At 47.8% G+C, this 22,335-nt stretch carries 21 protein-coding genes; all 21 read right to left on the bottom strand.

What is annotated here, in order from left to right:
• Positions 1-10 precede the first annotated feature (10 nt).
• The gene (locus tag MHH63_RS04425) at positions 11-490 is read right to left on the bottom strand and encodes a YaiI/YqxD family protein (protein ID WP_076220169.1); all 480 of its coding nucleotides are present in this window, start codon (positions 488-490) and stop codon (positions 11-13) included.
• Positions 491-652: 162 nt separating this feature from the next.
• Positions 653-2,728, bottom strand: a complete 2,076-nt coding sequence (glyS, locus tag MHH63_RS04420; protein ID WP_341171252.1) for a glycine--tRNA ligase subunit beta — start codon at positions 2,726-2,728, stop codon at positions 653-655.
• Positions 2,721-3,608 carry a glycine--tRNA ligase subunit alpha gene (gene glyQ, locus MHH63_RS04415; RefSeq protein WP_036683820.1) on the bottom strand — a complete coding sequence of 296 codons (888 nt, stop codon included), beginning with the start codon at positions 3,606-3,608 and terminating at the stop codon, positions 2,721-2,723. Before glyQ ends, glyS begins: the two co-directional genes overlap by 8 nt.
• Before the next feature lie 418 nt (positions 3,609-4,026).
• Positions 4,027-4,782, bottom strand: a complete 756-nt coding sequence (gene recO, locus MHH63_RS04410; RefSeq protein WP_076304280.1) for a DNA repair protein RecO — start codon at positions 4,780-4,782, stop codon at positions 4,027-4,029.
• A 36-nt stretch (positions 4,783-4,818) separates the two neighbouring features.
• Positions 4,819-4,962 (bottom strand): YqzL family protein, encoded by a 144-nt coding sequence (locus MHH63_RS04405; RefSeq protein WP_076098533.1) that lies wholly within the window; start codon positions 4,960-4,962, stop codon positions 4,819-4,821.
• Positions 4,963-5,075: 113 nt separating this feature from the next.
• Entirely contained in the window at positions 5,076-5,969 is an 894-nt protein-coding gene (gene era, locus MHH63_RS04400; protein ID WP_036683823.1) for a GTPase Era, read from the bottom strand.
• Positions 5,970-6,637: 668 nt separating this feature from the next.
• Positions 6,638-7,057 carry a cytidine deaminase gene (locus MHH63_RS04395; RefSeq protein WP_076129005.1) on the bottom strand — a complete coding sequence of 140 codons (420 nt, stop codon included), beginning with the start codon at positions 7,055-7,057 and terminating at the stop codon, positions 6,638-6,640.
• Positions 7,058-7,298: 241 nt separating this feature from the next.
• Positions 7,299-7,694: a diacylglycerol kinase family protein gene (locus MHH63_RS04390; RefSeq protein WP_076185260.1), complete on the bottom strand. Its 396-nt coding sequence runs from the start codon at positions 7,692-7,694 to the stop codon at positions 7,299-7,301.
• Entirely contained in the window at positions 7,694-8,191 is a 498-nt protein-coding gene (gene ybeY, locus MHH63_RS04385; protein ID WP_076185261.1) for an rRNA maturation RNase YbeY, read from the bottom strand. Before ybeY ends, MHH63_RS04390 begins: the two co-directional genes overlap by 1 nt.
• Complete coding sequence (locus MHH63_RS04380) at positions 8,188-10,443, bottom strand: HD family phosphohydrolase (RefSeq protein ID WP_036683831.1); 2,256 nt, start codon at positions 10,441-10,443, stop codon at positions 8,188-8,190. The genes ybeY and MHH63_RS04380 overlap by 4 nt, the downstream gene beginning before the upstream one ends.
• Before the next feature lie 14 nt (positions 10,444-10,457).
• Positions 10,458-11,429, bottom strand: coding sequence for a PhoH family protein (locus MHH63_RS04375; protein ID WP_036683834.1), 972 nt, complete (start codon positions 11,427-11,429; stop codon positions 10,458-10,460).
• A 15-nt stretch (positions 11,430-11,444) separates the two neighbouring features.
• A complete protein-coding gene (gene yqfD / locus MHH63_RS04370; protein ID WP_341171251.1) occupies positions 11,445-12,626 on the bottom strand; it encodes a sporulation protein YqfD in 1,182 nt (393 codons plus the stop codon).
• The gene (yqfC, locus tag MHH63_RS04365) at positions 12,623-12,916 is read right to left on the bottom strand and encodes a sporulation protein YqfC (protein ID WP_341171250.1); all 294 of its coding nucleotides are present in this window, start codon (positions 12,914-12,916) and stop codon (positions 12,623-12,625) included. The genes yqfD and yqfC overlap by 4 nt, the downstream gene beginning before the upstream one ends.
• A 172-nt stretch (positions 12,917-13,088) precedes the next feature.
• Positions 13,089-13,667 carry a hypothetical protein gene (locus MHH63_RS04360; protein ID WP_076304276.1) on the bottom strand — a complete coding sequence of 193 codons (579 nt, stop codon included), beginning with the start codon at positions 13,665-13,667 and terminating at the stop codon, positions 13,089-13,091.
• 18 nt (positions 13,668-13,685) lie between these two features.
• Complete coding sequence (gene floA / locus MHH63_RS04355; protein ID WP_036683849.1) at positions 13,686-14,690, bottom strand: flotillin-like protein FloA; 1,005 nt, start codon at positions 14,688-14,690, stop codon at positions 13,686-13,688.
• A 55-nt stretch (positions 14,691-14,745) separates the two neighbouring features.
• A complete protein-coding gene (locus MHH63_RS04350; protein WP_341171249.1) occupies positions 14,746-16,131 on the bottom strand; it encodes an NfeD family protein in 1,386 nt (461 codons plus the stop codon).
• 118 nt (positions 16,132-16,249) lie between these two features.
• The gene (locus tag MHH63_RS04345) at positions 16,250-16,693 is read right to left on the bottom strand and encodes a GatB/YqeY domain-containing protein (protein WP_036683862.1); all 444 of its coding nucleotides are present in this window, start codon (positions 16,691-16,693) and stop codon (positions 16,250-16,252) included.
• A 15-nt stretch (positions 16,694-16,708) separates the two neighbouring features.
• Positions 16,709-16,882 carry a 30S ribosomal protein S21 gene (gene rpsU / locus MHH63_RS04340; RefSeq protein WP_036657994.1) on the bottom strand — a complete coding sequence of 58 codons (174 nt, stop codon included), beginning with the start codon at positions 16,880-16,882 and terminating at the stop codon, positions 16,709-16,711.
• A 139-nt stretch (positions 16,883-17,021) separates the two neighbouring features.
• A complete protein-coding gene (locus MHH63_RS04335) occupies positions 17,022-17,381 on the bottom strand; it encodes a histidine triad nucleotide-binding protein (RefSeq protein ID WP_036683863.1) in 360 nt (119 codons plus the stop codon).
• 354 nt (positions 17,382-17,735) lie between these two features.
• The gene (locus MHH63_RS04330) at positions 17,736-21,152 is read right to left on the bottom strand and encodes an AAA family ATPase (RefSeq protein WP_341171248.1); all 3,417 of its coding nucleotides are present in this window, start codon (positions 21,150-21,152) and stop codon (positions 17,736-17,738) included.
• A gap of 1 nt (position 21,153) precedes the next feature.
• The gene (locus MHH63_RS04325; protein WP_076218330.1) at positions 21,154-22,335 is read right to left on the bottom strand and encodes an exonuclease SbcCD subunit D; all 1,182 of its coding nucleotides are present in this window, start codon (positions 22,333-22,335) and stop codon (positions 21,154-21,156) included.

Genomic DNA, 22,335 nt, shown 5'->3' with positions numbered 1-22,335 from the left:
ATATAATTCGCTATTGCTCCACATTCTCCTGCAAAAGTATTAAAAGTTTTGTCAGTTTATGTTGAAAATAAGTTTTTTCTTCTGCCGTTATGGGTTTTGGACCCTTGGAATAATGTCCCCGTCTTCGTTCCACGGCCCTGGCATGTCTTCCCTCCAACATAAAATCCATCTTGGAATTGTCGTATTCCTGACCACGAAATGAAAGCACACTGCACCGTTTACCTAATGCAAGTGCCGCAAGACCATAATCTTGAGTCAATACCACATCTCCTGCAGTAATATGATTGGCAATATATAGATCGGCACTCTGATCTCCTCGATCCACCTGCACAACCGTTACACCCTCTTCAGCTTTCAGTGCATGGTCATAAGAAGATACCATAAGAACCGGAACACCAAAGGTGCGACCTACCTCAGCGATCTCTTTTTTGACCGGACAAGCATCCCCATCCACCACTATCGTTCTAGACTGGGACTTCTCCATGATCATCACCAATTTCCCGTGTAATATATATACGCCCTCTCCGCAAGAAATCCTTCTTTCTAAGCATAAATACGGAACGGATGTCAAATGACGCATTGGCACCGTTCCGTATATTTATACCCCAAACCAACATTCTATACCATAAGATTCAAATTTTCTTGATTAAAATTACCAGACAAGCTTCGCAAAATCAGCGAACGACTTGGAGTCAGCATCAATACCAGCAAGCAGAGCCAAACGGTTAGCACGCACTTGCTCGTCCTCCGCCATAACCATAACGGAATCAAAAAATGTTGTAACGGCGTCTTTTAGACCCGAAAGAATCCGAAGTGCTTCTTCGGCATTTTTTGCCGCCATAGCTTCAAGGTAAGGTGCGTGAAGCTCCTGCCATGTATTAAAAAGCTGCAATTCAGCATCTTCTTTAAGTAAAGCAGGATCAATCACTTCACTGGTTGCTTTACTTGCCAAATTACTGACACGAGTAAGCGAATCTACGGTAATCTTGAAATCTGCTTGGTCGGACACAGCAGCCATAAGAGCACGGCTTCTGCCCACAACATCTACCACGTCGTCAAAACCAGCCGCTGTAACAGCGTCCACAACATCATAGCGTACATTGTCAGATAAAAGACGTTTTACACGCAGACCGAAGAACTCGTACAGGTTTATACGTAGTTCATCTCCAGAATGTTTCGTATTTCCTGAATTTTCATGAATTTCAATCGCCGCTTCAAAAATTTCGCGCAGCGTAATTGGCAATTTATGCTCAAGCACAATTTGGACAATACCTGCAGCCTGACGGCGCAGGGCATATGGATCCTGAGATCCTGTCGGAATGATGCCGATGGAGAAGCAGCCAACAATCGTATCGATTTTGTCCGCTATGCTGACAACTGAACCTGCTTCTGTTGAAGGTACAGCATCTCCTGCAAATCGTGGCTGATAATGCTCGAAGATCGCTTTTGCCACAGTTTCAGGCTCGCCTGCTTTACGTGCATAATCTTCACCCATTGTTCCTTGCAGCTCAGGAAATTCATAAACCATTTGTGTTACAAGGTCGAATTTACAAATATCCGCAGTGCGACTTACTTCGGACACAGCAGAAGCTGATAGTCCAAGCTTCACAGCCAGACGATCAGAGATTTGGCGAATACGGCGCACCTTATCCCCTACGCTGCCCAAATCTTCATGGTAAACAATGTTCTCAAGCTTGGCTAACGCCTCGTCAATCTTCATCTTTTGATCTTCTTGATAGAAGAATTTGGCATCTGATAGACGAGCACGAAGCACTTTTTCATTTCCCTTAGCGATAACATCCAAGGATTCTGCATTCCCGTTACGTACAGTTACAAAGAATGGAAGTAGCTTGCCAGCTGCATCAAAAACAGGGAAATAACGCTGATGCTCACGCATCGAGGTAATCAGCACATCCTGAGGAATCTCTAAGAAAGATGGATCAAAGGTTCCAAAGAGCACGGTTGGTGTTTCTACCAAGAACAGTACTTCTTCCAAAAGATCTTCTTTAATTGCAATCGTCCAGCTTTTCTCTTCAGCCAATTTGTTGATTTGATCCAGGATAAGCGTTTCCCGTTCCTTCACATCCACAAGTACATGCTGCGCACGCATGCTCTCCACATATTGCGCAGGCTCCGAGATTACAGTCTCTGTACCCAGAAAACGATGTCCACGGCTCACATTACCCGCTTTTACATCCGTAATTTCCAAATCAATAATCTCTTTACCAAAAAGAGCAACCATCCAGCGAATCGGACGAACGAATTTAAAATCGTAAGCTCCCCAGCGCATGTTCTTCGGGAAAGTCATTGCATTTACAATACCCAGAAGTCCTTCTGTGAGCAAAGAAGCAGTCTCTACACCCGCACTATTTTTTGTGGCATAAATATATTCCACGCCAGCTAGCTCTTTAAATGTAAATTGCTCTGGAGATACACCTTGACTGCGGGCAAATCCTAGCGCAGCTTTACTCCAGTCGCCGTTAGCATCCAGCGCGATTTTGCGTGAAGGTCCTTTGACCTCTTCGCTAATATCCTCTTGCTTCTCAGCCGCGTCCTTAACAAATACAGCGAGACGACGTGGCGTAGCATATGCAGTAACTCCAGCATGGTTTATACGTGCAGAATCCAACCACTTGGACATTCTATCTTGCAGCTGTTCCATCGCAGCACGGATAAAACGTGCAGGAATTTCCTCCAGACCGATCTCAAACAGGATATCTTTAGACACGGTCAGCACCTTCTTTCTTCAGCAGCGGGAAGCCAAGCTTCTCGCGTTCCTCAAGATATGTTGCCGCTACGGAGCGGGCAAGATTACGCACTCGGGTAATAAATCCAGTCCGTTCAGTTACACTAATTGCCCCGCGCGCATCGAGTAGATTAAAGCTATGTGAGCATTTCAACACATAATCGTAGGCTGGAAACACAAGATGTTTCTCCATCGCTCTACGTGCTTCCTCTTCATACATGTTGAACAGCGAGAATAACATTTTTACATCCGATACTTCAAAAGTGTAGGTAGAATGCTCGAACTCCGGCTGATGAAAAACATCACCATAAGTCATACCGCTTACCCATTCAAGATCGAACACATTTTCTTTATCCTGAATGTAAGAGGCTAAGCGCTCCATCCCGTAAGTGATTTCTACAGCAACAGGGTTAGCTTCGATGCCACCTACCTGCTGGAAGTAAGTAAATTGAGTGATCTCCATACCGTCCAGCCATACTTCCCATCCCAGACCCGCACAGCCCAGTGACGGATTCTCCCAGTTATCCTCTACAAAACGGATGTCATGCAAGAGCGGATCAATACCGAGTGCTTTCAAGCTATCCAAATAGATCTCTTGAATGTTATCTGGTGAGGGTTTGATGATTACTTGGAATTGGTGATGCTGATACAGACGGTTCGGGTTCTCTCCGTAACGACCATCGGAGGGACGACGTGAAGGCTCTACGTAAGCCACTCTCCAAGGCTCAGGACCTAGTGAGCGTAAAAAAGTCATAGGGTTCATCGTGCCGGCGCCTTTTTCTGTGTCATAAGGCTGTACGATGATACAGTTCTGTTCAGCCCAGAACTGCTGCAGTGTCAAAATCATCTGCTGGAAGTTCATAATACCGTCTCCTTCGCTTTACAAGTTTTTTACAACAGCTTGCCTAAAACTTTCTACCATGGAGGCGGCACTTAGCTCCTGACAGCAACAAAAAGCCCCCGCCCCCATGCCTGATTAACAGACATAGGGACGAGAGCTTAACTTATTCTCCCGCGGTTCCACCCTACTTGATTTCATACCTTGTATAAGCAAGTTTGCTGCCAAAACAAGAACGAAATCCACTTTCATTCGCCGCATTCGTACTCCCGGGTGCCATGTTCATGAACGTTGTCCCGCTAGGCTTCCACTGCCCCCAGCTCGCTGAATAACGACAATACAGTCCACTACTTTCCCGATCAATGCACGCCTCTCCCCATTTGGAGCATAACGACGATCATATAATAAACTGATCCTATAGTAACGGAAAAATCAGCTTTCGTCAAATCTTGTACTTGTCGAGCTGGTCTAGGAAACTTTGTGACTTCAGCTTTAATCCGAGTTGCACATCCATAAAGGCGCGCATAATTTTTTTCAGCTCATCCCGGCTGCTTTCCTTTACATCCACATTGCCTAGTCTAGTTAGGTCAAGTCTGGCGAATAATCGCAGCAGCTTCAACGCACGAGCAGAGACCTCCATGGCTGGAGGGTCATTATGTTTACAACTGCGGCACAGTGCTCCACCAAGGCGCGGGCTGATCAGCAGTTGATCATCCGGCTTCTCGGCACCACAAATTACACAAGAATCGAATTCAGGACCATAACCGGCTGCCTGTAAGATTTTCATTTCAAAGACATTTATGATAACGCCAGGTTCCTTGTCCTCTTCAAGTGCATTAAGACAGGCCGTAAGCTGGCGAAACCAAAAGCTTCCCGTTTCCTCATCATGCAGAACACGATCAAGCAGTTCACACGCATAAGACGCATAAGCAGCTTTGATCAAATCCTCACGCAGCGGATGGTGCGACTTCGTAATTTCGCCAGAATTCAGTGTCCCAAGTCCTCCATTATTTCTAAAAAAAACAAATTCCCCAACGGTGAACAGTTGGATCAATGCAGCATGGCGGCTTTTGACCTTCTTTGCGCCACGCACCAGAACCCCTACTTTTCCCGCGTTCTCGGTGCAAAGCGTAATAATTGCGTTCCCCTCGCCGTAGTCCATGCTGCGGATGACGATCCCTTCCACCCTGTGTAGCATGCCTCTTCCCCCAACCATTCGGCAAGCAACCAGTCCTTATTGCGCTTCTTCATCACAGGCCTTCTCTTCCTCCACTAGCTGTAATCCACTATCTTCAAGCGGATGGCCAGCTTCCTTATACAGCAGGTAAGCATCGACGTCTCCTGTCATTGCAAAATACTTCCACGAAAAGTTTCGCATTCGTATTCATCCTTTCTTGGGAAAGACGATGTCTCTTATCAAGAATTAGGATGGTGCGATGGAGCAGGTTCTATCCTTGCAATTCCTACCAAACGAGGAATAACGGAATTAACTTAAAGGTCTTTATGGAAGCCCAAATCCCGCAGAACGCGGTCCTGATTGCGCCAATCTTTTTTCACTTTTACCCATAGCTCCAGAAAAATCTTCGAACCCAGCAGGTTCTCAATATCTGTCCGAGCCCGTCTGCCGACCTCTTTCAGCATTGCCCCTTGCTTGCCGATAATAATTCCCTTTTGCGAATCACGCTCAACAAAAATAACAGCTGAAACATGCACCACTCCATTAGGCTCAACCTTCATATCTTCGATGGCTACAGCAATAGAGTGCGGCACTTCTTCACGAGTCAAATGCAGAATTTTCTCCCGGATTAATTCCGCGCAGACAAATTGCTCGGGGTGATCCGTGATTTGATCTTCCGGATAATACTGAGGGCCTTCCGGCAAGTACTTGGCAACCTGCTCTAACAGCGTGTTAACATTGCTGCCCATCTTCGCAGAAATCGGAATAATTTCGGCAAAATCATGCAGCTTGTTATATTGAGCCATAAGCGGGAGCAGAGCTTCCGGCTCTATTTTATCGATCTTGTTGAGCACTAGAATCACCGGTGTCTTCAGACCATTTAATTGCTCGGCAATGTAACGGTCTCCACCGCCCAAGCCCTCTGACGCATCCACAAGGAATAACACAGCTTCTACTTCACCCAGTGTACTCATTGCAGTCTGGTTCATGTAGTCGCCTAGCTTGGACTGTCTTTTATGAATCCCCGGTGTATCCAGGAATACGATTTGTGAAGTGTTTGTTGTGTAAACACCATGGATTTTGTTTCTGGTTGTCTGTGGCTTATCCGACATAATGGCAATCTTCTGGCCAATGACCTGGTTCATGAGTGTTGATTTACCTACGTTTGGTCTGCCGATAATTGCGACAAAGCCTGATTTGAATTTCATATTATCTTCCTTCCATACTTACCTTCTAAATTTGCGTTTGAAAATCTTTTAAGATCTTTTTCGATCCCCCTAAATCCCCCTTAGCCAAGGGGGACCCCAAGGGCCCCGGCCCTCTGGACACCCGGAAATGGGCGTAACTGCAACGTTAGGCTGGATTAGAGGGACTATGGTGCATGAGCGCTTTCCTCCCCTATCGGGGACACGCTTCACTGTCGCTTATTCACACGGTTCGCATTGCCCTCACCATGAATAAAGATTACTGAGATGATTGGCTTTAGGCTGTGTTACAAGTAACCTTACGTAATTAGAATCGCTGACGGCTTTTGCCGTGGCGCTTACCTCGTAATGTTACTCTAAAAACACATAGTTTGCACCAGTTTAGCCTAACTTGGTAGAACTAGAACACTTTTAATTGTACTTTGTACAACTAATTTTAGGTTGAGTTTATGTTTTTGGTGTTTTAGTTGTATTTTGTGCAATTAAATCCTGTCTTAAGAGCCAAATATGGGCTTTATCATAAATTTAATTGTACTATCTGCAACTAAATTCATTTTTGTCGCGAAAGAGTAGCAATTTAACTGTACATTGTGCAATTAAAGTAGCAACCTTCGTCTAACTATGCCTGATTTGCCCTTAAACAGGCACAGGCATTAAATCAAATCCTCATTTTATTCTGGAGCTTGTCCTTGCTTCAGATCTACGGGACCAAAAGCGCCTGGAAGCAATTCTCCCACCGTAGTCTCAACGATATCACCCTTCATGTTCCCAAGAATAACCTTCATATCCGGCGAACACAACTCAATCATTACTTGCCGGCACACACCGCAAGGTGAAACGGGGCCGTCAGAGTCAGCTACTACGGCAATTGCTTTAAAAGAACCAACAGCGTGTCCATCCGCAATCGCACGGAATAGTGCTGTCCGTTCCGCACAGTTGGTTGGTCCAAAAGCAGCATTTTCCACATTACAGCCGTGGTGAATATGACCATCCTGATCAAGAAGGGCAGCTCCCACTCCGAATCGGGAATATGGAATGTAAGCTTTTGCTCGTGCTTTAATCGCCTCTTGCATAAGAAGAGTAGAATCCATATTTTGTCCTCCTAAAGTTTTGTGAGTATTGACTTCATTGATTTTTCTTCGCACAAAACTCACTTCGTAAACATCTAATTAGTTTCGTTTATCGTTATTTTCTCAGCGTGCACTAAATTTTATCAGCGTACTTCATGAGATATATTCGGGTACATAACTCACTTCAAATTATTCAGTAACGAAAGAGGCGGAATCGCAAAACGCGGGTCCGCCTCTCCCCTGAATTGATTTTGTATCCTGATTATGACATAAGTCCGCTAATCCAGTCCATCACAGGGTGATAAAAAACATAGATCCCGACTAAGACAGCAAACACCGCCGTGAGAAGCACAGCTCCTGCGGCGGTATCTTTTGCTCTCTTAGCCAGTGGATGAATCTCTGGCGAGATCAGATCAACCGTCGCTTCAATTGCCGTATTGAGCAGTTCGGCAGTTAGGACAAGCGTGATCGAGAACAGCAGCAACATCCAACTGGCCAGCGGAAGTCTGAACACGGCAGCGGCTACTAGCACAACCACCGCTAAACAGCAATGCACCTTCATGTTAAGCTCGGATTTGAATGCCGACACTAAGCCTTGCGATGCAAACCGAAAAGAGTGCCAGAACTTCTTGTGCCCTACCGCCGTGTTCTTCACCATTAGCGCGTCAACCCAACCTGAGATAGTACTTGTTCTTGCTTGGACATCATCTCTGCTTCTGAGGCTTCATCCTGATGATCATATCCTAACAAATGCAGAAATCCGTGAACGAAAAGAAAACCAAGCTCTCGTTCCAGTGAATGGCCATATTCCAGCGCCTGCTCCTGCGCACGAGTTACGGAAATGATTATATCCCCAAGTACGTCTGGAACATCTTCCAGCGCCTCGCCTTCCTCTATCTCGTATATAATGTCCAGCTCGTCCTCTCCGCTTTCATTCATAGCAAAAGAAAGCACGTCCGTCGGACGGTCAATTCCCCGATATTCCAAATTCAACTCATGTATACGAACGTTATCGACAAAAGTAAGAGCTACCTCGCCCCGATCGATCCCTTCCGCTTCACCTGCTTTTTGCAAAATGCTCTCCAGCAGCGTAATGAGATCGTCCTTTATCTCGTATTCTTCCTGCTCGTTATCCCAAACGATCTCCAAACTCATGGGTTAGGTGCCCCTTCCTCTTTTTTCGGCTTACGCACATCTTCTGGGTATTCGATCCGTGAATGGAAAATTCCCATAACCGTCTCCTTCAGAGTCCGTGCAATAATATCCAATTCTTTAATCGTCAAATCACATTCGTCAAACTGATGATCATCCAGTCGACTTTTAATAATCTTCTCAATCATCGTTTCCACCTGCAGAACAGTTGGCTTACGCAATGATCTCACTGCAGCCTCGACACTGTCGGCAATTCCCACAACGGCTGCTTCCTTCGACTGGGCTTTCGGTCCAGGATAACGGAAATCTTCCTCGGTAAAATCAGCCTCGACACCTTTTTCTTCCGCCAGCTTCAGTGCCTTATGGTAAAAATAATGCAGGAACGTTGTTCCATGATGCTGCTCCGCAATGTCACGGATTGGCTTTGGCAGCTTATATTCTCGTTGCATTTCCACCCCGTCACGGGCGTGGGCAACGATGATAGATTTACTAAGCTTCGGTTCAATAGAGTCATGTGGATTTTCCATATTATTCTGATTCTCGATAAAATAAAACGGACGTTTTGTTTTGCCAATATCATGATAATACGATCCAACCCGGCACAATAGCCCATCTGCTCCAATCGCTTCCGCGGCAGCTTCTGACAGGTTACCTACCATTACACTATGGTGATAGGTTCCCGGCGTTTCGGTAAGCAGTTTGCGCAGCAGCGGGTGGTTTGGATTAGACAATTCTACCAGCTTCAATGCCGATAGAATACCAAAGGTTGCCTCGAAAAAAGGCATTAGCCCAATCACAAGCACTGCCGTCAATAGTCCCCCTGCAAAAGCAAAACCAACCGAATACAAGGTACCTACCTCTTTCCATGCTCCTCCACCTAACAGTATTTGCATAAAGACTGTCAGACAGCCAAAAAGCGATACCATAATCCCGCCTTTAAGGAGCGTGGAGCGTTGACCCGCACGGTGAGTCGCAAAGATAGCCACGTACGAAACCACGATAGCAAAGAAACCAAAGTTAAAATCAAAGATTGAGTTCTGCTGCACATTCAAAATAACACTCGCCAGTACACTGAATAGAATGGAGCAGAAATAGGCCAAAGGCATGTCCAGAAGCATTGCAATTAACATTGCGCCAATCGCCACCGGTGCCAGGAATCCGATATAAGATCGGACATCGGTCTGCAAAACAGCGGCCAGCCGCATAGAGATAATAGTTATAACAAATACAAGCACCAGCATCAATAGCTGAGAATTGTTGTACTTAAAGCCTGAGGTGCCGCCTGAATAACGAATGAACGCAAGCAAACCGACGGAGAGCATCGCAGAGAGAATCAATAGGCCTAACTGTGGCCAGTAATTCACCTCATTGCTTAGTAGTCCATTCTCATCCAAAAGAGTGTAGAGCTCTGGAGTAATTAGCTGCCCCTTAGCAACAAGCGTGTCCCCTTGCTCAATGAATACATCAGGTGTGTTCTCCCGGGCTTGTACCTTTGCTTCCTTGGTAGCATCCTCATCGTAGAACTTGTTACTTGTGATCACAAGACGTACAAGCTCCTGAACAACCTCACGCGCTGTACGCTGGCTTAGAGAACTAATACTGACCTGTTCCGCTACCTTGGCGCGAGCGGTCTGCGCATCCGTAATCTGATCATTCATCAGCCTAGTTACAATATCTCGGGCGACAGGCTTCATCTCGATAATGTCCTGAGAGGTCAGGCGCGGAATCTTAATGTAAGTCTCTTCCGGAATGACATAGGTCTGCTCTTTGATGACAGATTGCATTTCATCCAAGAGGTGATCTGAATATGTAGCGCTGCCCCGATTGGAAGCTACGAAATTCAAGATGAAATCGCTGGCTCTCTGCGGGATTTCATCACGATAAATCCCCGTCTTATCGCTTTGCGAGATCAGATCATCCTGATTGAGGCGATCTATCCGGTCCAGCAGTGAGGTCACTAGGTTGTCTGCCCTCATCGGGATAATTTTGTACTTGGGAGATACGCTTTCGGCCGCTTCCTCAGCCGCTTTTAACGTAGCTTTGGTGTCCTTAATTTGCTTCGGTGCCGTTATTTCCTTTGCACTGTAAGTATTCTCTTTAATATCATATTTCTTAGGTAGCAATTCTGGCGACAAGCTGAAGTAGAACACTAGTCCGAGTAACAGGAAAAGAGCATAGCGTGTCACTGCGCTATACTTCCATCCGTTGTTCGTATATACAAATCCGCTTAATTTAGATGGTTGCTTTGAAGCCATGAAGACAATCCCCTTTATTGGAGGTTTTCGGCAGAGCGGTCATAGGCAACGATAATTTTCTGCACCAGGGAATGCCGTACTACATCCTGTTCCGCGAAGTAGACAAAGCCAAGTTCTTCTATGCCGGATAAAATCGCTTTGGCTTCAATCAAACCGGATTTCTTGCCGCGGGGCAGGTCAATCTGGGTAACGTCACCTGTAATCACCATTTTGGACCCGAAGCCGAGTCGAGTCAGGAACATTTTCATTTGCTCAGGTGTTGTATTCTGCGCTTCATCCAAGATGATAAATGAATCATCCAATGTACGTCCGCGCATATAAGCCAGCGGAGCAATCTCAATCAATCCCCGTTCAAGTGCCTTAGCCACCTGGTCGGGCCCCATAACGTCGTATAATGCATCATAAAGCGGACGCAGATATGGATCTACCTTTTCTTGCAAATCCCCTGGAAGGAATCCTAGACTCTCTCCTGCTTCTACTGCGGGACGCGTAAGAACAATACGCTTAACCGAACCTTCTTTCAGTGCCGTAACTGCAAGCACCACTGCCAAGTAGGTCTTCCCCGTTCCTGCAGGACCGATTCCGAATACAATATCACGCTTCTTGATCGTTGTCACATAATGCTTCTGGCCGACCGTTTTGACACGGATAGGCTTTCCGCGAAAAGTTGTAGTAATTTCTCCTTTGAACAAATCGAGCAATTGATCAGCACGAAAATCTTTCGCCAGTTCCACAGCGTACTGCACATCACGTTCAGTAAGTATGTAACCGCTCCGAATGAGGGACAGTAGCACATTAAACAATTGCCCCAGCATGTCTACTTCCCGCTCAGCTCCACGAATCGTTAGCTCTGCTTCACGCGAATCAATAATGGCGGGAATTTCACTCTCGATGATTTTTAAGAATCCATCCTGCGGGCCAAACAGCGATTGCGCTTCTCCCGCATTTTGCAAAGATATACGAATGCTTGCAGTCTGTTCTGACAAGTAGCCTCATTCTCCTCAATTGTTTACTATTGGCAGTTCTTCGGAAATTTTTTCTTCTACTTCAAAGATCACTTTCATATAAACTTTACCATTCTCTTTCTTCTCATGCAAAACTTTTTGACTTTTGATGACGCTATCAACACCATATCGAGCTAAAATATCATTCTTCGCCCGCTCAATTCCCCTCGCAACTCCAGCTTCTGGAGTTATCGTATCCTTTGTTTCATTGATCTCCATTTCTTTCTCAGTCATCAGGCCCAGCGGCAGCTCAATAGAGCGCCAAGACAGCGGATCATGCTCTGTGAGCGTCTTTGAATTCTCAAAGGAGGATTTGCCATAACCCCACAGCTGAATAGCCCATTTCCCCAACACGAGATAGGTGCGATCCTTACGCTCCCCAGTGTAGGTGCTATTGGTTGTTTCAAGCGGAACCTCGATATTGTATTCATGCCAAACCAACCCCTTAACCTCACCCTTGGCTACCACATACTCTACATTTTCTTCGTCTCCAAGAGCACCGGAAATCAGGATATCCCCTTTTTTCACACGCGAATTACGCGCTACTACCGGTCTGCCCTGCTCCGCATATATTTCTGTTACCACCGCATCTGTTCGGCTAATTAAATGCCGTTGGCTAAGCAAAGGTTTGATATCGGGCTGTTTAGCCTCTACAACCTGAATTTTGATGCTCGTCCCCGTCCGTTGCAGCCCTATCCAAGAAACACCCGGTAAATGGGCCAGCAGCCCCTTAGAGAGCTTGTCCGGCTCCTCCAGACGCCATATCCACTGAAAAGGGTACACACCCTCCTGGCGAGCGGCAGCCAATATATCCTCAGAAGCAATTTTTTCATTCCCTTCGACTCTAATACTCCATACCATCGTAGATAACATAAAAAGTGTAATTCCAAACATCAAAATACCTATGCCAAAAAATTTCCTTTTCCACAGCCGCGCCATAAGAAATGGAAGTCCGCTTCTACCGGTTACGTGCATACGACAGCCTGTCTTTTTTAAAATCGGCCGGAGGACATAAAAATCATCCAGAAGCAGCTTAAGGGAAGCGCCGCCCTCAGCGGGCCTCACATCCCAAATCATGATTCCTGCTTCAGAAATGAAATTAATAAATCGCTCCACCTGAGGTCCCGTCACAAGCAGTGTAACGAACCCCCGCAGTGATGACAGAGGTGGCTCCTTCATGATCTCTCCTCGCTTTCGTTATATCTGATCTCCCCGATAACGCCTTCTACAGCCAATTCCTGGCCTAGAATATTTCGGATGACAAGTCCCTCGCCTGTGATTTCAAGCGATCCTTTAGCTAACGCGAGCTTAAGCTGACCAGAGGAAAAATGCAGCACGCCGCGATGATTCTCAATATGCAGTTCCTTATTGCCGATCAGGGTGATCCGGGGCATTTCCTGTAATAAGTCCTGTGGTAGATCCAGTACCCCGTTTGTCCATCCCCGCAGCCTGTAGCCAATACGGGTCATAAGTAGACGTTCCCCCTTCCTGCCTTCTGTACACCTTATGCGGCAACGCTTTTTTTTATGAGAAGAAGTAACAAAGGAGGACCCTTCTAGTGTGAAAAAAGCAAAAAAAGCCCCGGCAACCTATCGTAAAGATAGGAAACCGAGGCTTTATTGTTACTATGATCCGTAAATATTATCTTCGGGTGGAATGCGGCTGACGAGAACGCGGTGGTCCCAGAATCTCTGCCCAGACTACACCATTGCGCAGGTCGTCACGACTCCCTGTTCCATGTGTCTGGTCTCCCGCAGAGGGTGAGTTTGTGTTCTTAGTCTTATTTGATCTTTTGGTATCTGCACCCGCTATCCCGTCAAAAGCAGATTGAAGGCGCCGTACCTCTTCTTGCATTCTTTGTGTGCGTAATTCAACTCCGTCATCGGCATGCTCCAAAGACATTCCTTCTCCAGTAGAATAATCTGGAGTTGGTATATACGCGGGTTCTGGAAAGGCAGGAGAGGCATCATACTCCCGGTTATCCTCTGACCTCGACTGCCGGGAAGAGGTGCTAACAGGAGCAGGAAATCCACTGCCAGACTCCGCTTGGCGCCCTCCATCGATATCCGGGCGTTTTACCCGGCGGAGCGGAGAATCCTCTCCGCCCCCAAAAGTGGGCATTCCCCCGCGAGGAGCTCCTTTGGGCTTGTTTTTAGTTGCTTTATTCACATTGGATACGATCGCGAATATAATAACCGCAATAATATAGATCCAGCTCATGGAGATTCACATCCCCTTTTATTTATTATTGTTAGGACGGTTATTGTCGTCCTGATCATTCATTTTGCCGAGAGAGCCCCGCATTTGGGTATCTGCCTCGATGTTTTTGATATTCATATAATCCATCACGCCGATTTGGCCATTTCTGAGCGCCTCAGCCATTGCCATAGGCACCTGAGATTCAGCTTCCACAACAAGCGCCTTCATCTCTACTACGCGCGCCTTCATCTCTTGCTCGTGAGCGACAGCCATCGCTCTGCGTTCTTCCGCTTTGGCTTGGGCAATGCGTTTATCTGCTTCTGCTTGCTCGGTTTGTAGATAAGCACCGATGTTCTTGCCTACATCGATATCCGCAATATCAATGGAGAGGATCTCAAAAGCAGTACCTGAGTCAAGCCCTTTGGACAATACCGTCCGCGAAATCAAATCCGGGTTCTCAAGGACATCTTTATGGGAATCACTCGAACCTACTGTCGTTACAATCCCTTCACCAACACGGGCAATAATCGTTTCTTCACCCGCACCACCCACGAGGCGGTCGATATTGGCACGAACAGTTACGCGCGCTTTTACCTTAACTTCAATCCCGTTCTTAGCAACAGCCGCAACAACCGGTGTCTCAATTACACGAGGGTTAACGCTCATTTGCACAGCCTGCAGCACATCACGTCCTGCAAGATCAATGGCTGCTGCGCGAGTAAATTCCAAAGGAATATCTGCACGTTGTGCTGCAATAAGCGCATTAACAACACGGTCTACGTTACCACCTGCGAGATAGTGACTCTCCAGTTGATTAATGTTCAGTCCAAGACCTGCCTTAGTCGCTTTAATCATTGGGTTAACGATACGACTTGGGGTTACACGACGCAGTCTCATCGCCACCAGCGTAATAATACTGATTCTAACGCCCGATGCTAATGCTGAAATCCAGAGCATAACCGGGAAGAAACTTAAAAACACGCTCAATACAATAATCACCACTACCGCGATGAACAGAATAGGAATCAAAGATGCTTCACCCATACTATATAACCTCCGTAAATTTGTTGTAGAACTATTATTGGTTCCAGTGTTTACCTTATTCCTTGATTTCTTTCACAACAATCCGTCCGCCCTCTACTTTAATAACAGAGACCGGTGCATTAGCACTAATAAAACTACCTTCTGTAACAACATCCACACGTTCGCCGCCTATCATAGCCGTTCCTGAGGGACGAAGTGGAGTAATACTGGTTCCTGTAGCGCCTAATAAGCTAAGCTTCTCTTCTACAGGCACAAATCCCTGATCTTTAGTAAGGCTTTCCTTCAAAATAAATCTGTTCCATATCCCTCGTTCTTTAAAAATGACCGCAACAATTACTACAACTATAGTCGCAGCTACGAAAGAGATACCTAGACTGAGCAGTGCATGCTTATAGCTGTAAGCAGCTCGTACAACACCCGCTACAAGGCTGACAGAGCCTAGGAGCCCCAATATTCCGAAGCTAGGCACAAAGAGCTCCAGCACAAGCATGACAAGCCCAATGATAAACAAGAGCCAAGTTTCCGCTCCGGCGAATCCTGCAACATAGTTGCCGAAGAAATATAACACAAAAGCCAACGTCCCGATAATTCCTGGCGCACCAAAGCCTGGAACAATCAGTTCAATGACAACGCCTGTAATCCCAATGAACAGCAGAATCGTCATAATAATTGGATTGGTCAGAAATTGCGACATTTTTTCCGCACCGGTATGCTCTACGCGAAAGATGTCGTCTGTAGTATATCCAAGCCACTGAATTGCTTCTTCAGGGGTATCTGTAATTTGATCAGCGTAACCAGCTTTTAAAGCTTCTTCACTAGACAAGGCAATGATTTCTCCCTGTGTCTTAGTCACTCCAAGCTCTGGCTTATCCACGACCAAATTACTATCCACCATTCCAGCAGCAATGTCTGGATCACGATCATTCAGAGCAGCAGCGCCGATCATTTTAGATCTCCAGTAGGATATCATTTTGGCATCATCGACTTTTCGACCATTCATGTCTACCAAGGAAGCGGAGCCGATCATACTGCCCGGCTTCATGATTATTGCACCTGCATTAAGTGCTATGTAACTGCCTGCAGAAGCGGCATCACCTTTAATATAGGCAGCTGTTGGTATTTCACTCTCTCTTACCATCGTCCCAATCTCTTCTGCCGATTTCACCAGCCCTCCAGGTGTATCGACCTCTAGTAGAATAAGGACTGCTCCATAATTAGCGGCTTCTTCAAATCCTCTTTCCAAAAAGCTTTGCAAACCCCGTTCAATCTTTTGATCTACCGGAATAATAAACACGGGACCTTTTTTCAGCTCACTGTTCGTAACCCCCGGTGTTTTCGGGGCTGCCCCGTCAGCGCTTACATTCGTTGCAAAGGGTGTCAGGAGGAGTAACAGCAGGACCACAGGAATGCTAGCTAACAGTATTTTCCGTAATCTTCTCAATGATTTTACCTCCCTTCTTTAGCTTGACCCAGAACTCATAACCCTTAATACGCTGAAATTGGATTTACGTTTCATAACATAGAAAAGCACCCCTTTTGCAAGGGGTGCTAGTGCTATATTATTGCAGAAATTGCAGAACCGCCTGGTTCACGAGTTTACCATCAGCGCGACCTTTGACCTTAGGCATCAGTGCGCTCATGACCTTCCCCATTTCGCTCTTCGAAGAAGCACCGGTTTCCTGGATGGTCTGCTGTACAATTACTTTAATTTCTTCTTCGGAAAGTTGCTCGGGAAGATATTTAATAATAATCTCGATTTCTGCTTTTGTACTCGCGGCAAGCTCGTCGCGACCCGCTGATTCAAATTCTTGGAGGGCATCTTTGCGCTGTTTGATTTCACGACTAAGGATATCAAGCACTTCGTTGTCGTCCAATGTTCTCTTCAGATCTATTTCAAGATACTTTATTGTAGAACGAACCATTCGAATCGTGGAGAGCGTGAACTTGTCCTTACTCTTCATCGCTTGCTTCATATCTTCGTTCAATCTCTCGCTAAGATTCATGCGTGGGTAATCCTCCTAAAACTTTCTCTTACGAGCAGCCTCAGACTTCAGCTTTTTCTTAACGCTCGGCTTTTCGTAATGTTTGCGTTTCTTCACCTCAGCCAAGACACCATCTTTTGCGATGGAACGTTTAAAGCGACGAAGTGCAGCATCAATTGTCTCGTTTTTGCGAACTTTCGTTTCAGACACAGGTTTCCCCTCCCTCCGACCATACCGTCCAAGAGCATAACACGGTTTATCAAACTCCATTATAGGTCAAACGGAAATAACGTGTCAACCTTCGTGCTATTCTTTTTTCTGGCAAGTTCTTCAACATTAAATGATTATGCTATGCGTGCGAAGCTGAGTTTCCAGTGAGCGCACCCAGCTTGGCTCCACCCAGCAGGTGATAATGAAGATGAGGCACAGCTTGTCCACTATCAGGTCCGCAATTATTGATTAAACGATAACCAGACTCAGCAATTCCAAGGTCTTTGGCGATCTGTTGGGCTACACTGTGGATTTCAGCAATAAGCGGAAGATCCTCAGGTGTAACATCATTCATTGAAGCAATGAACTTCTTGGGAATGATCAACACATGTACCGGTGCAGCCGGCTCGATGTCGTAAAATGCAAGAATACGTTCATTCTCAAATACTTTTTTGGAAGGAATAGTACCCTCAATAATTTTGCTAAACACGGTCTCCATAGAGTGCTTGCCTCCTAAAAATTGGTGAAATTCCACTTCATCATAAGATAATCATACAGGATAATCATCAATTACGAAAGCAGCAAGCAAACTCAGCATAATCTGCCCTAAACTGTATCTGTTACAGAATGAACCATTAAATAAATATATCAACACCGTTAGGCCTAAAAAAGACAAAAAAAAGAGAAACACCCTTCACAGCTTATAAAGCTGATTCGGCGGCGGACGTATGAAAAGGAGTTCATTCCCTGCCATACGTCCGCCGAGGTGTTTCTAAAGTAATGTCGGCTTAGCTGTATTATAACAGCGCGTTGATACTGTATCTGTGATAAGAATCACACACATTATAGATCTTCACATTTTTTCCAAAAGGATCCGAGATCCCCCTCCACCCTGCTCAGCAGGTACTACTACCAGCTTGCGTGGCAATCGTGCCCGAAGCTCTGGAACATGGCTGATAATGCCGACAGACAGTTGGTCGTTATGCAGTCTTTCCAGTGAGGTGATTACCGTATCGAGCAATTCCGGATCCAGCGTACCAAAGCCTTCGTCCAAAAAGAAAAATTGCAATGGATACTGCCCCCGCAGCTGAATCTGTGCCGAAAGTGCAAGTGCAAGTGACAAGGAAGTTAAGAACGTCTCTCCGCCGGAAAGCGTGGAGACCGGTCTTCTTACACCACCGTTTCCATCATCACGGATTACAAAGCCACCACCCGAATCAACCTCCAGCGCATAACGCTGTTTGCTCAGGAAACGAAGCCGCTGGGAAGCAGACTGGCATACCTGCATCAATTGTTCCTCCGCAATATACTCAACAAAAGCATTTCCACGTAAAACCGTCTGCAATTTGGACAAATGATCCTGTAGAGAAGCATGTTCTAGCCGCTGGGCTTCGAGCTCCATCCAGCGAATATGCCGATGCCGCAGATCCTCCAGATCTCGCTCTGCGCGCGCTCTTGCTTGCAGCGACATTTCATCCTCTGACTTACACACGCTTAAGCTCTCCTGGCTAACTTGCCACTCCTCTTCACTTAAGCTGGCTCCGTCAAGCTTCTCTTCAATATTGCGCAGCTGCAATGAGACTTCAGCTTCTTCCGCACGATGGGCATGTACCCGAGAAGAAGAAATTTCCCGCTCTTCAGGTGCGAGAGCTGCTCCTTCAACCTCAGCGGCGGAACTAAAAGGTGAAGAGGTTAAGCTTTGCTCCCACAGATGGCTTGAAGTCACATAATGCTCTCGAGCAGATTCTGCAGCCTGGCGGGTAATCGCTGCCTCCTTGATCTCATGCTGCGCTTTTTCCGCTGCCGTGAGATGTAATCGTTGGCTGGTCTCCACAGCTGCTAACAATTCCTGCAGACGACGCTCACACTCTGCTAGAAGAGGGGCAGCAGCGCGGCCATTAGTCCACTCTAAAAGACGCCGTTCTTTTTCACGCTGCAATTCTTCTTTGCCTTCCATCTGTGTATTCCACTGAGTAAGCTCTTTATCGAGTCCGGTGATGGTCTCCTGAAGATTCTGCACCGAAGCGCTTTTCTCATCCAGAAACTTGACACTGATTTCCAGTCGGGATCTAATTTCCTCAGCTTGAGCATCCTTGGCTAACAGCTCACGATAAGCTTTTTCTACCTCTTCCGGTGCCAAATCAGGGAACTGCTGTACCCAGTTCTGCCGCAAAGCGGTTAGTTGGCCACTCAGTTCCTCGGCTTTGGCGGTTAGGCCTTCTACCCAGCTTCGCTCACCTTCGGCACCCGCTGCTTCTTTGAGACATAGCTGCTGAACTTCCTGCATCGATTGCTGCCACTGTATCGCTGTACGGCGCAGTTCTCCAGACTGGCTTTTTAATGCTAAAAATGCAGCATCAAGTTCTGCCAAAGCTTTTTCATCTGGGATGGACATATCGGTAGAGGAAACCTCGGCAGTGCTGACTTCTGAGCCTGCCGCTGCAGGATGATTTACCGTATCAAAAGCTCCATCACCAAACACCTGCTCCAGCCAAACCAGGTCCTGCTCCCGCAGACCACGGAACATATGGCGTGCTTCCAAAGCACGTCTGGACAACACCCGAGCCTGTTGAAGCTTTATCTCCAGTTCCTGTTGCTCTACGTTATCCTGCAATACAGCAGGTGCCGGGTGGTGTTCGCTGCCACATACTGGGCAAGGTTGTCCTGCTTCCAATTCTTTAGCCAATCCAAGCGAGAGTCTGTGCAACTCATGCCCCTTGAGGGCTGCTTCCAAAGAACTGATATGTTGCTCCAGACTTTCTGCTGCGGTGCACGCAGCTTCTTCTGTCGCCAGCAGCTTCTCTTGATGCAGCGCCGCCTCGCGGATCAGCTGCCCGCGAGAAGCTTCCTGCTGCCCGCGACGGCCCTCGGCCTCCGCGAGGCGCGCCTGCGCAGCCGCGAGTGCAGTGGCACGCTCGCGGCGCTCCTTCTCCGCCTTATCCCACTGGGATTCGGCGGAGTGCAGCCCTTGCAGTCTCTGCATCGCTTCTTGCAGAGACTGCCGCTCCTGGGAGCGGACACCGAGCGGCTGCAAGCTCTGCTGCAGCTCTTGCTGGCGCTTTTGGCCCTTGGCCAAAAGCTCACGCTCCCGGGCCATGCCCTCCCGCAGCTCCGCCAGCTTGCGGGAGGCCTCTTCGCGGCGCTCGCGCAGAGCCGCGAGTTCGCGCCGCAGGGCGCCGAGCTCGGACTCGAGCTCGAGCGCGCGGCGGTAGGTGTCGGCCCCCTGCCGGAGGGCCGGCTCTTCCGCCGCAAGCGCGGCCTGCGCAGCAGCCGCGGCCGCAGAGGCACGCGCCGCCTCCTGCTCGGCAGCGGCGGCCAGCACCTCTTGACCCTCCGCGCGGGTCAATCGGCTCTTGAAGGCGTCTTCCGCGCTTCGCCATGCTTTCAGCGCGGGAAGCCTAGCCTCGGCCTCGTCAGCTTGGCCGAGCTTCCGTTCAAGGAGGAGAATCTCATCCTCCTTGGAGAGCAGTCCCTGCCGCTGCAATTCGCGGCGGGTCCGTTCCTCTTGCAGCTCGCGAATGCGCGTGAAACGCTCCGCGACCTGCAGCGCCGCCTCCAGCTTGCGGCGGCATTCCGCAGCATGCTGGGCTGCTTGTTCGAGGCGCTCCGCCGCTGCCTTTACATCCTCTTTGCCTGCGCTGCCAAGCCCCTGCTGCTCCGCTTCGAGCGCGCGGAGCGCAGCCTCATTCTCCTTCACCCGTCGGCTAAGCTTCAACGCAAGCTGATCGCCATACTGTTCCAAATGGAACAGGCGCTGCAGCATTTGTCGGCGGTCTACGCCCCGAAGCGATAAGAATTCGGCGAATTTCCCCTGCGGCAATACAACTGCTCGCGTGAAGTCATCCATCTTGAGCCCAATATGCTCTTCCACACAACTTGTAACATCTGCGAGTTTATCCGCCATAACGTTATCCCCGTCAGGTGTAACTTCAATGAAACGGCTAATGGTGTTACTGACTGTTTGCTCACCTGTCCGCTTGAACTTACGTTCAACGCGATAACGATGTGCCCCAGCGGAAGAAGTGAGCTCAAAGGTAAACGCCACGCTGAGTGAATCCTCAGAGTGATTCATAATCCCCTGTGTTCCATTAACGGCGCGCTCCACTTTGCCGTACATCGCCAAAGTAATAGCATCCAGCAAACTGGACTTGCCGCTGCCCGTAGGTCCAAAAATCCCAAACAGCCCGGTCTCACACAGACTTTCAAAATCTATTTCCTGCATTTCTCTATAACTCTGCAATCCTGCAACTTTTAATAAAATAGGCTTCACCTTAGTTCTCCTCTCCTTCCTCCGGCTGCTGCCGTTCTTCTTCGGTTAGCTGTAAGAACAGCTCAATCAAACGATCCTCCGGCTCCGCCCCGCCCGTCTGGCGCTGATAGAATTTACGGAACAATTCTTGTACAGGCATACGTGAACGGGAAATCTGTTCGAGCTCCAGCTCCATTTGCGGATAAATCGGACGAATATGAATGATCCCCTCACGTGATTTACGCAGGCGCTGAATATCATTCATCGACATAGCTTCACTGAGCCGAATCTCCAAATCTATAAAAGCGGAAGCATCTCTACCTTCATCCAACCAGTTATATACCTCTTGCAATCCCCCCGTAGAGCTCCATCTTACAAGTGGACGCCCACAGCGAAGATAGATTTCTTCGAAGGTCGGCTCACCGCCCGGCGCAACATCAATCAGCGTCACCGACTTGGCTTGTCCTGCTTCCGAAAAGCTATATGCCAGCGGGGATCCGCTATAACGGATCATCCCTTCCCCTTTTACACGCTGAGCGCGATGAAGATGGCCTAGTGCAGTATATTGCGCTCCACAGGATAAAGCAGAAGGGTCTACAGTGTAAGCCCCGCCCACCTGAATCGGGCGTTCCGAATCACTCTCTACACCTCCAAGCACATAAATATGGCTCATCGCCAAATTCACGGTTTGTGGCGTAAATTCCCGTCCCAACAGTTGCATAAGTTTGCCTACCCGTGCGCTGTAAGCTAGTCGAAGCTCCTCTTCCCCGCTGTCCCCAGCAAGCAACTCACCGAGACGTGCCTCAGAGGGATAGGGAAGGGCTGCGATTTTGGCAATCTCACCTGTCCGCGCAGCATGAACTGTCACTGGCTCTGAGGTTGGAAGTCCTACCAAGGTAATCCCCTGCCTTAATACAAGCGGGGAGACTGAAGATACGCGCTCCGGTTGGTCATGATTGCCGGCAATCACCACAAGGGGCCTGCCCCCTGAAGTCAGCCTGGCAGCAGCCTCATAGAATAATTGCTCCGAAGCCGCTGGCGGATTAACGGAATCGTACACATCTCCCGCCATCATAATCAAATCCGCCTTATGAAAATCGGCGATCTCCACCAATTCATCTATGAACTGCTCTTGCTCCTTCTGGCGGCTTCTTCCCTCCAGCGTACGGCCCAAGTGCCAATCCCCCGTATGCAATATCCGCAT

Origin of the sequence: Paenibacillus sp. FSL H3-0310 (assembly GCF_038002785.1) — a bacterium.
Lineage (GTDB): Bacteria > Bacillota > Bacilli > Paenibacillales > Paenibacillaceae > Paenibacillus_AQ > Paenibacillus_AQ odorifer.
The sequence above is the reverse complement of the archived record's forward strand: the minus strand, read 5'-3'. Positions and strand labels throughout refer to the sequence as shown.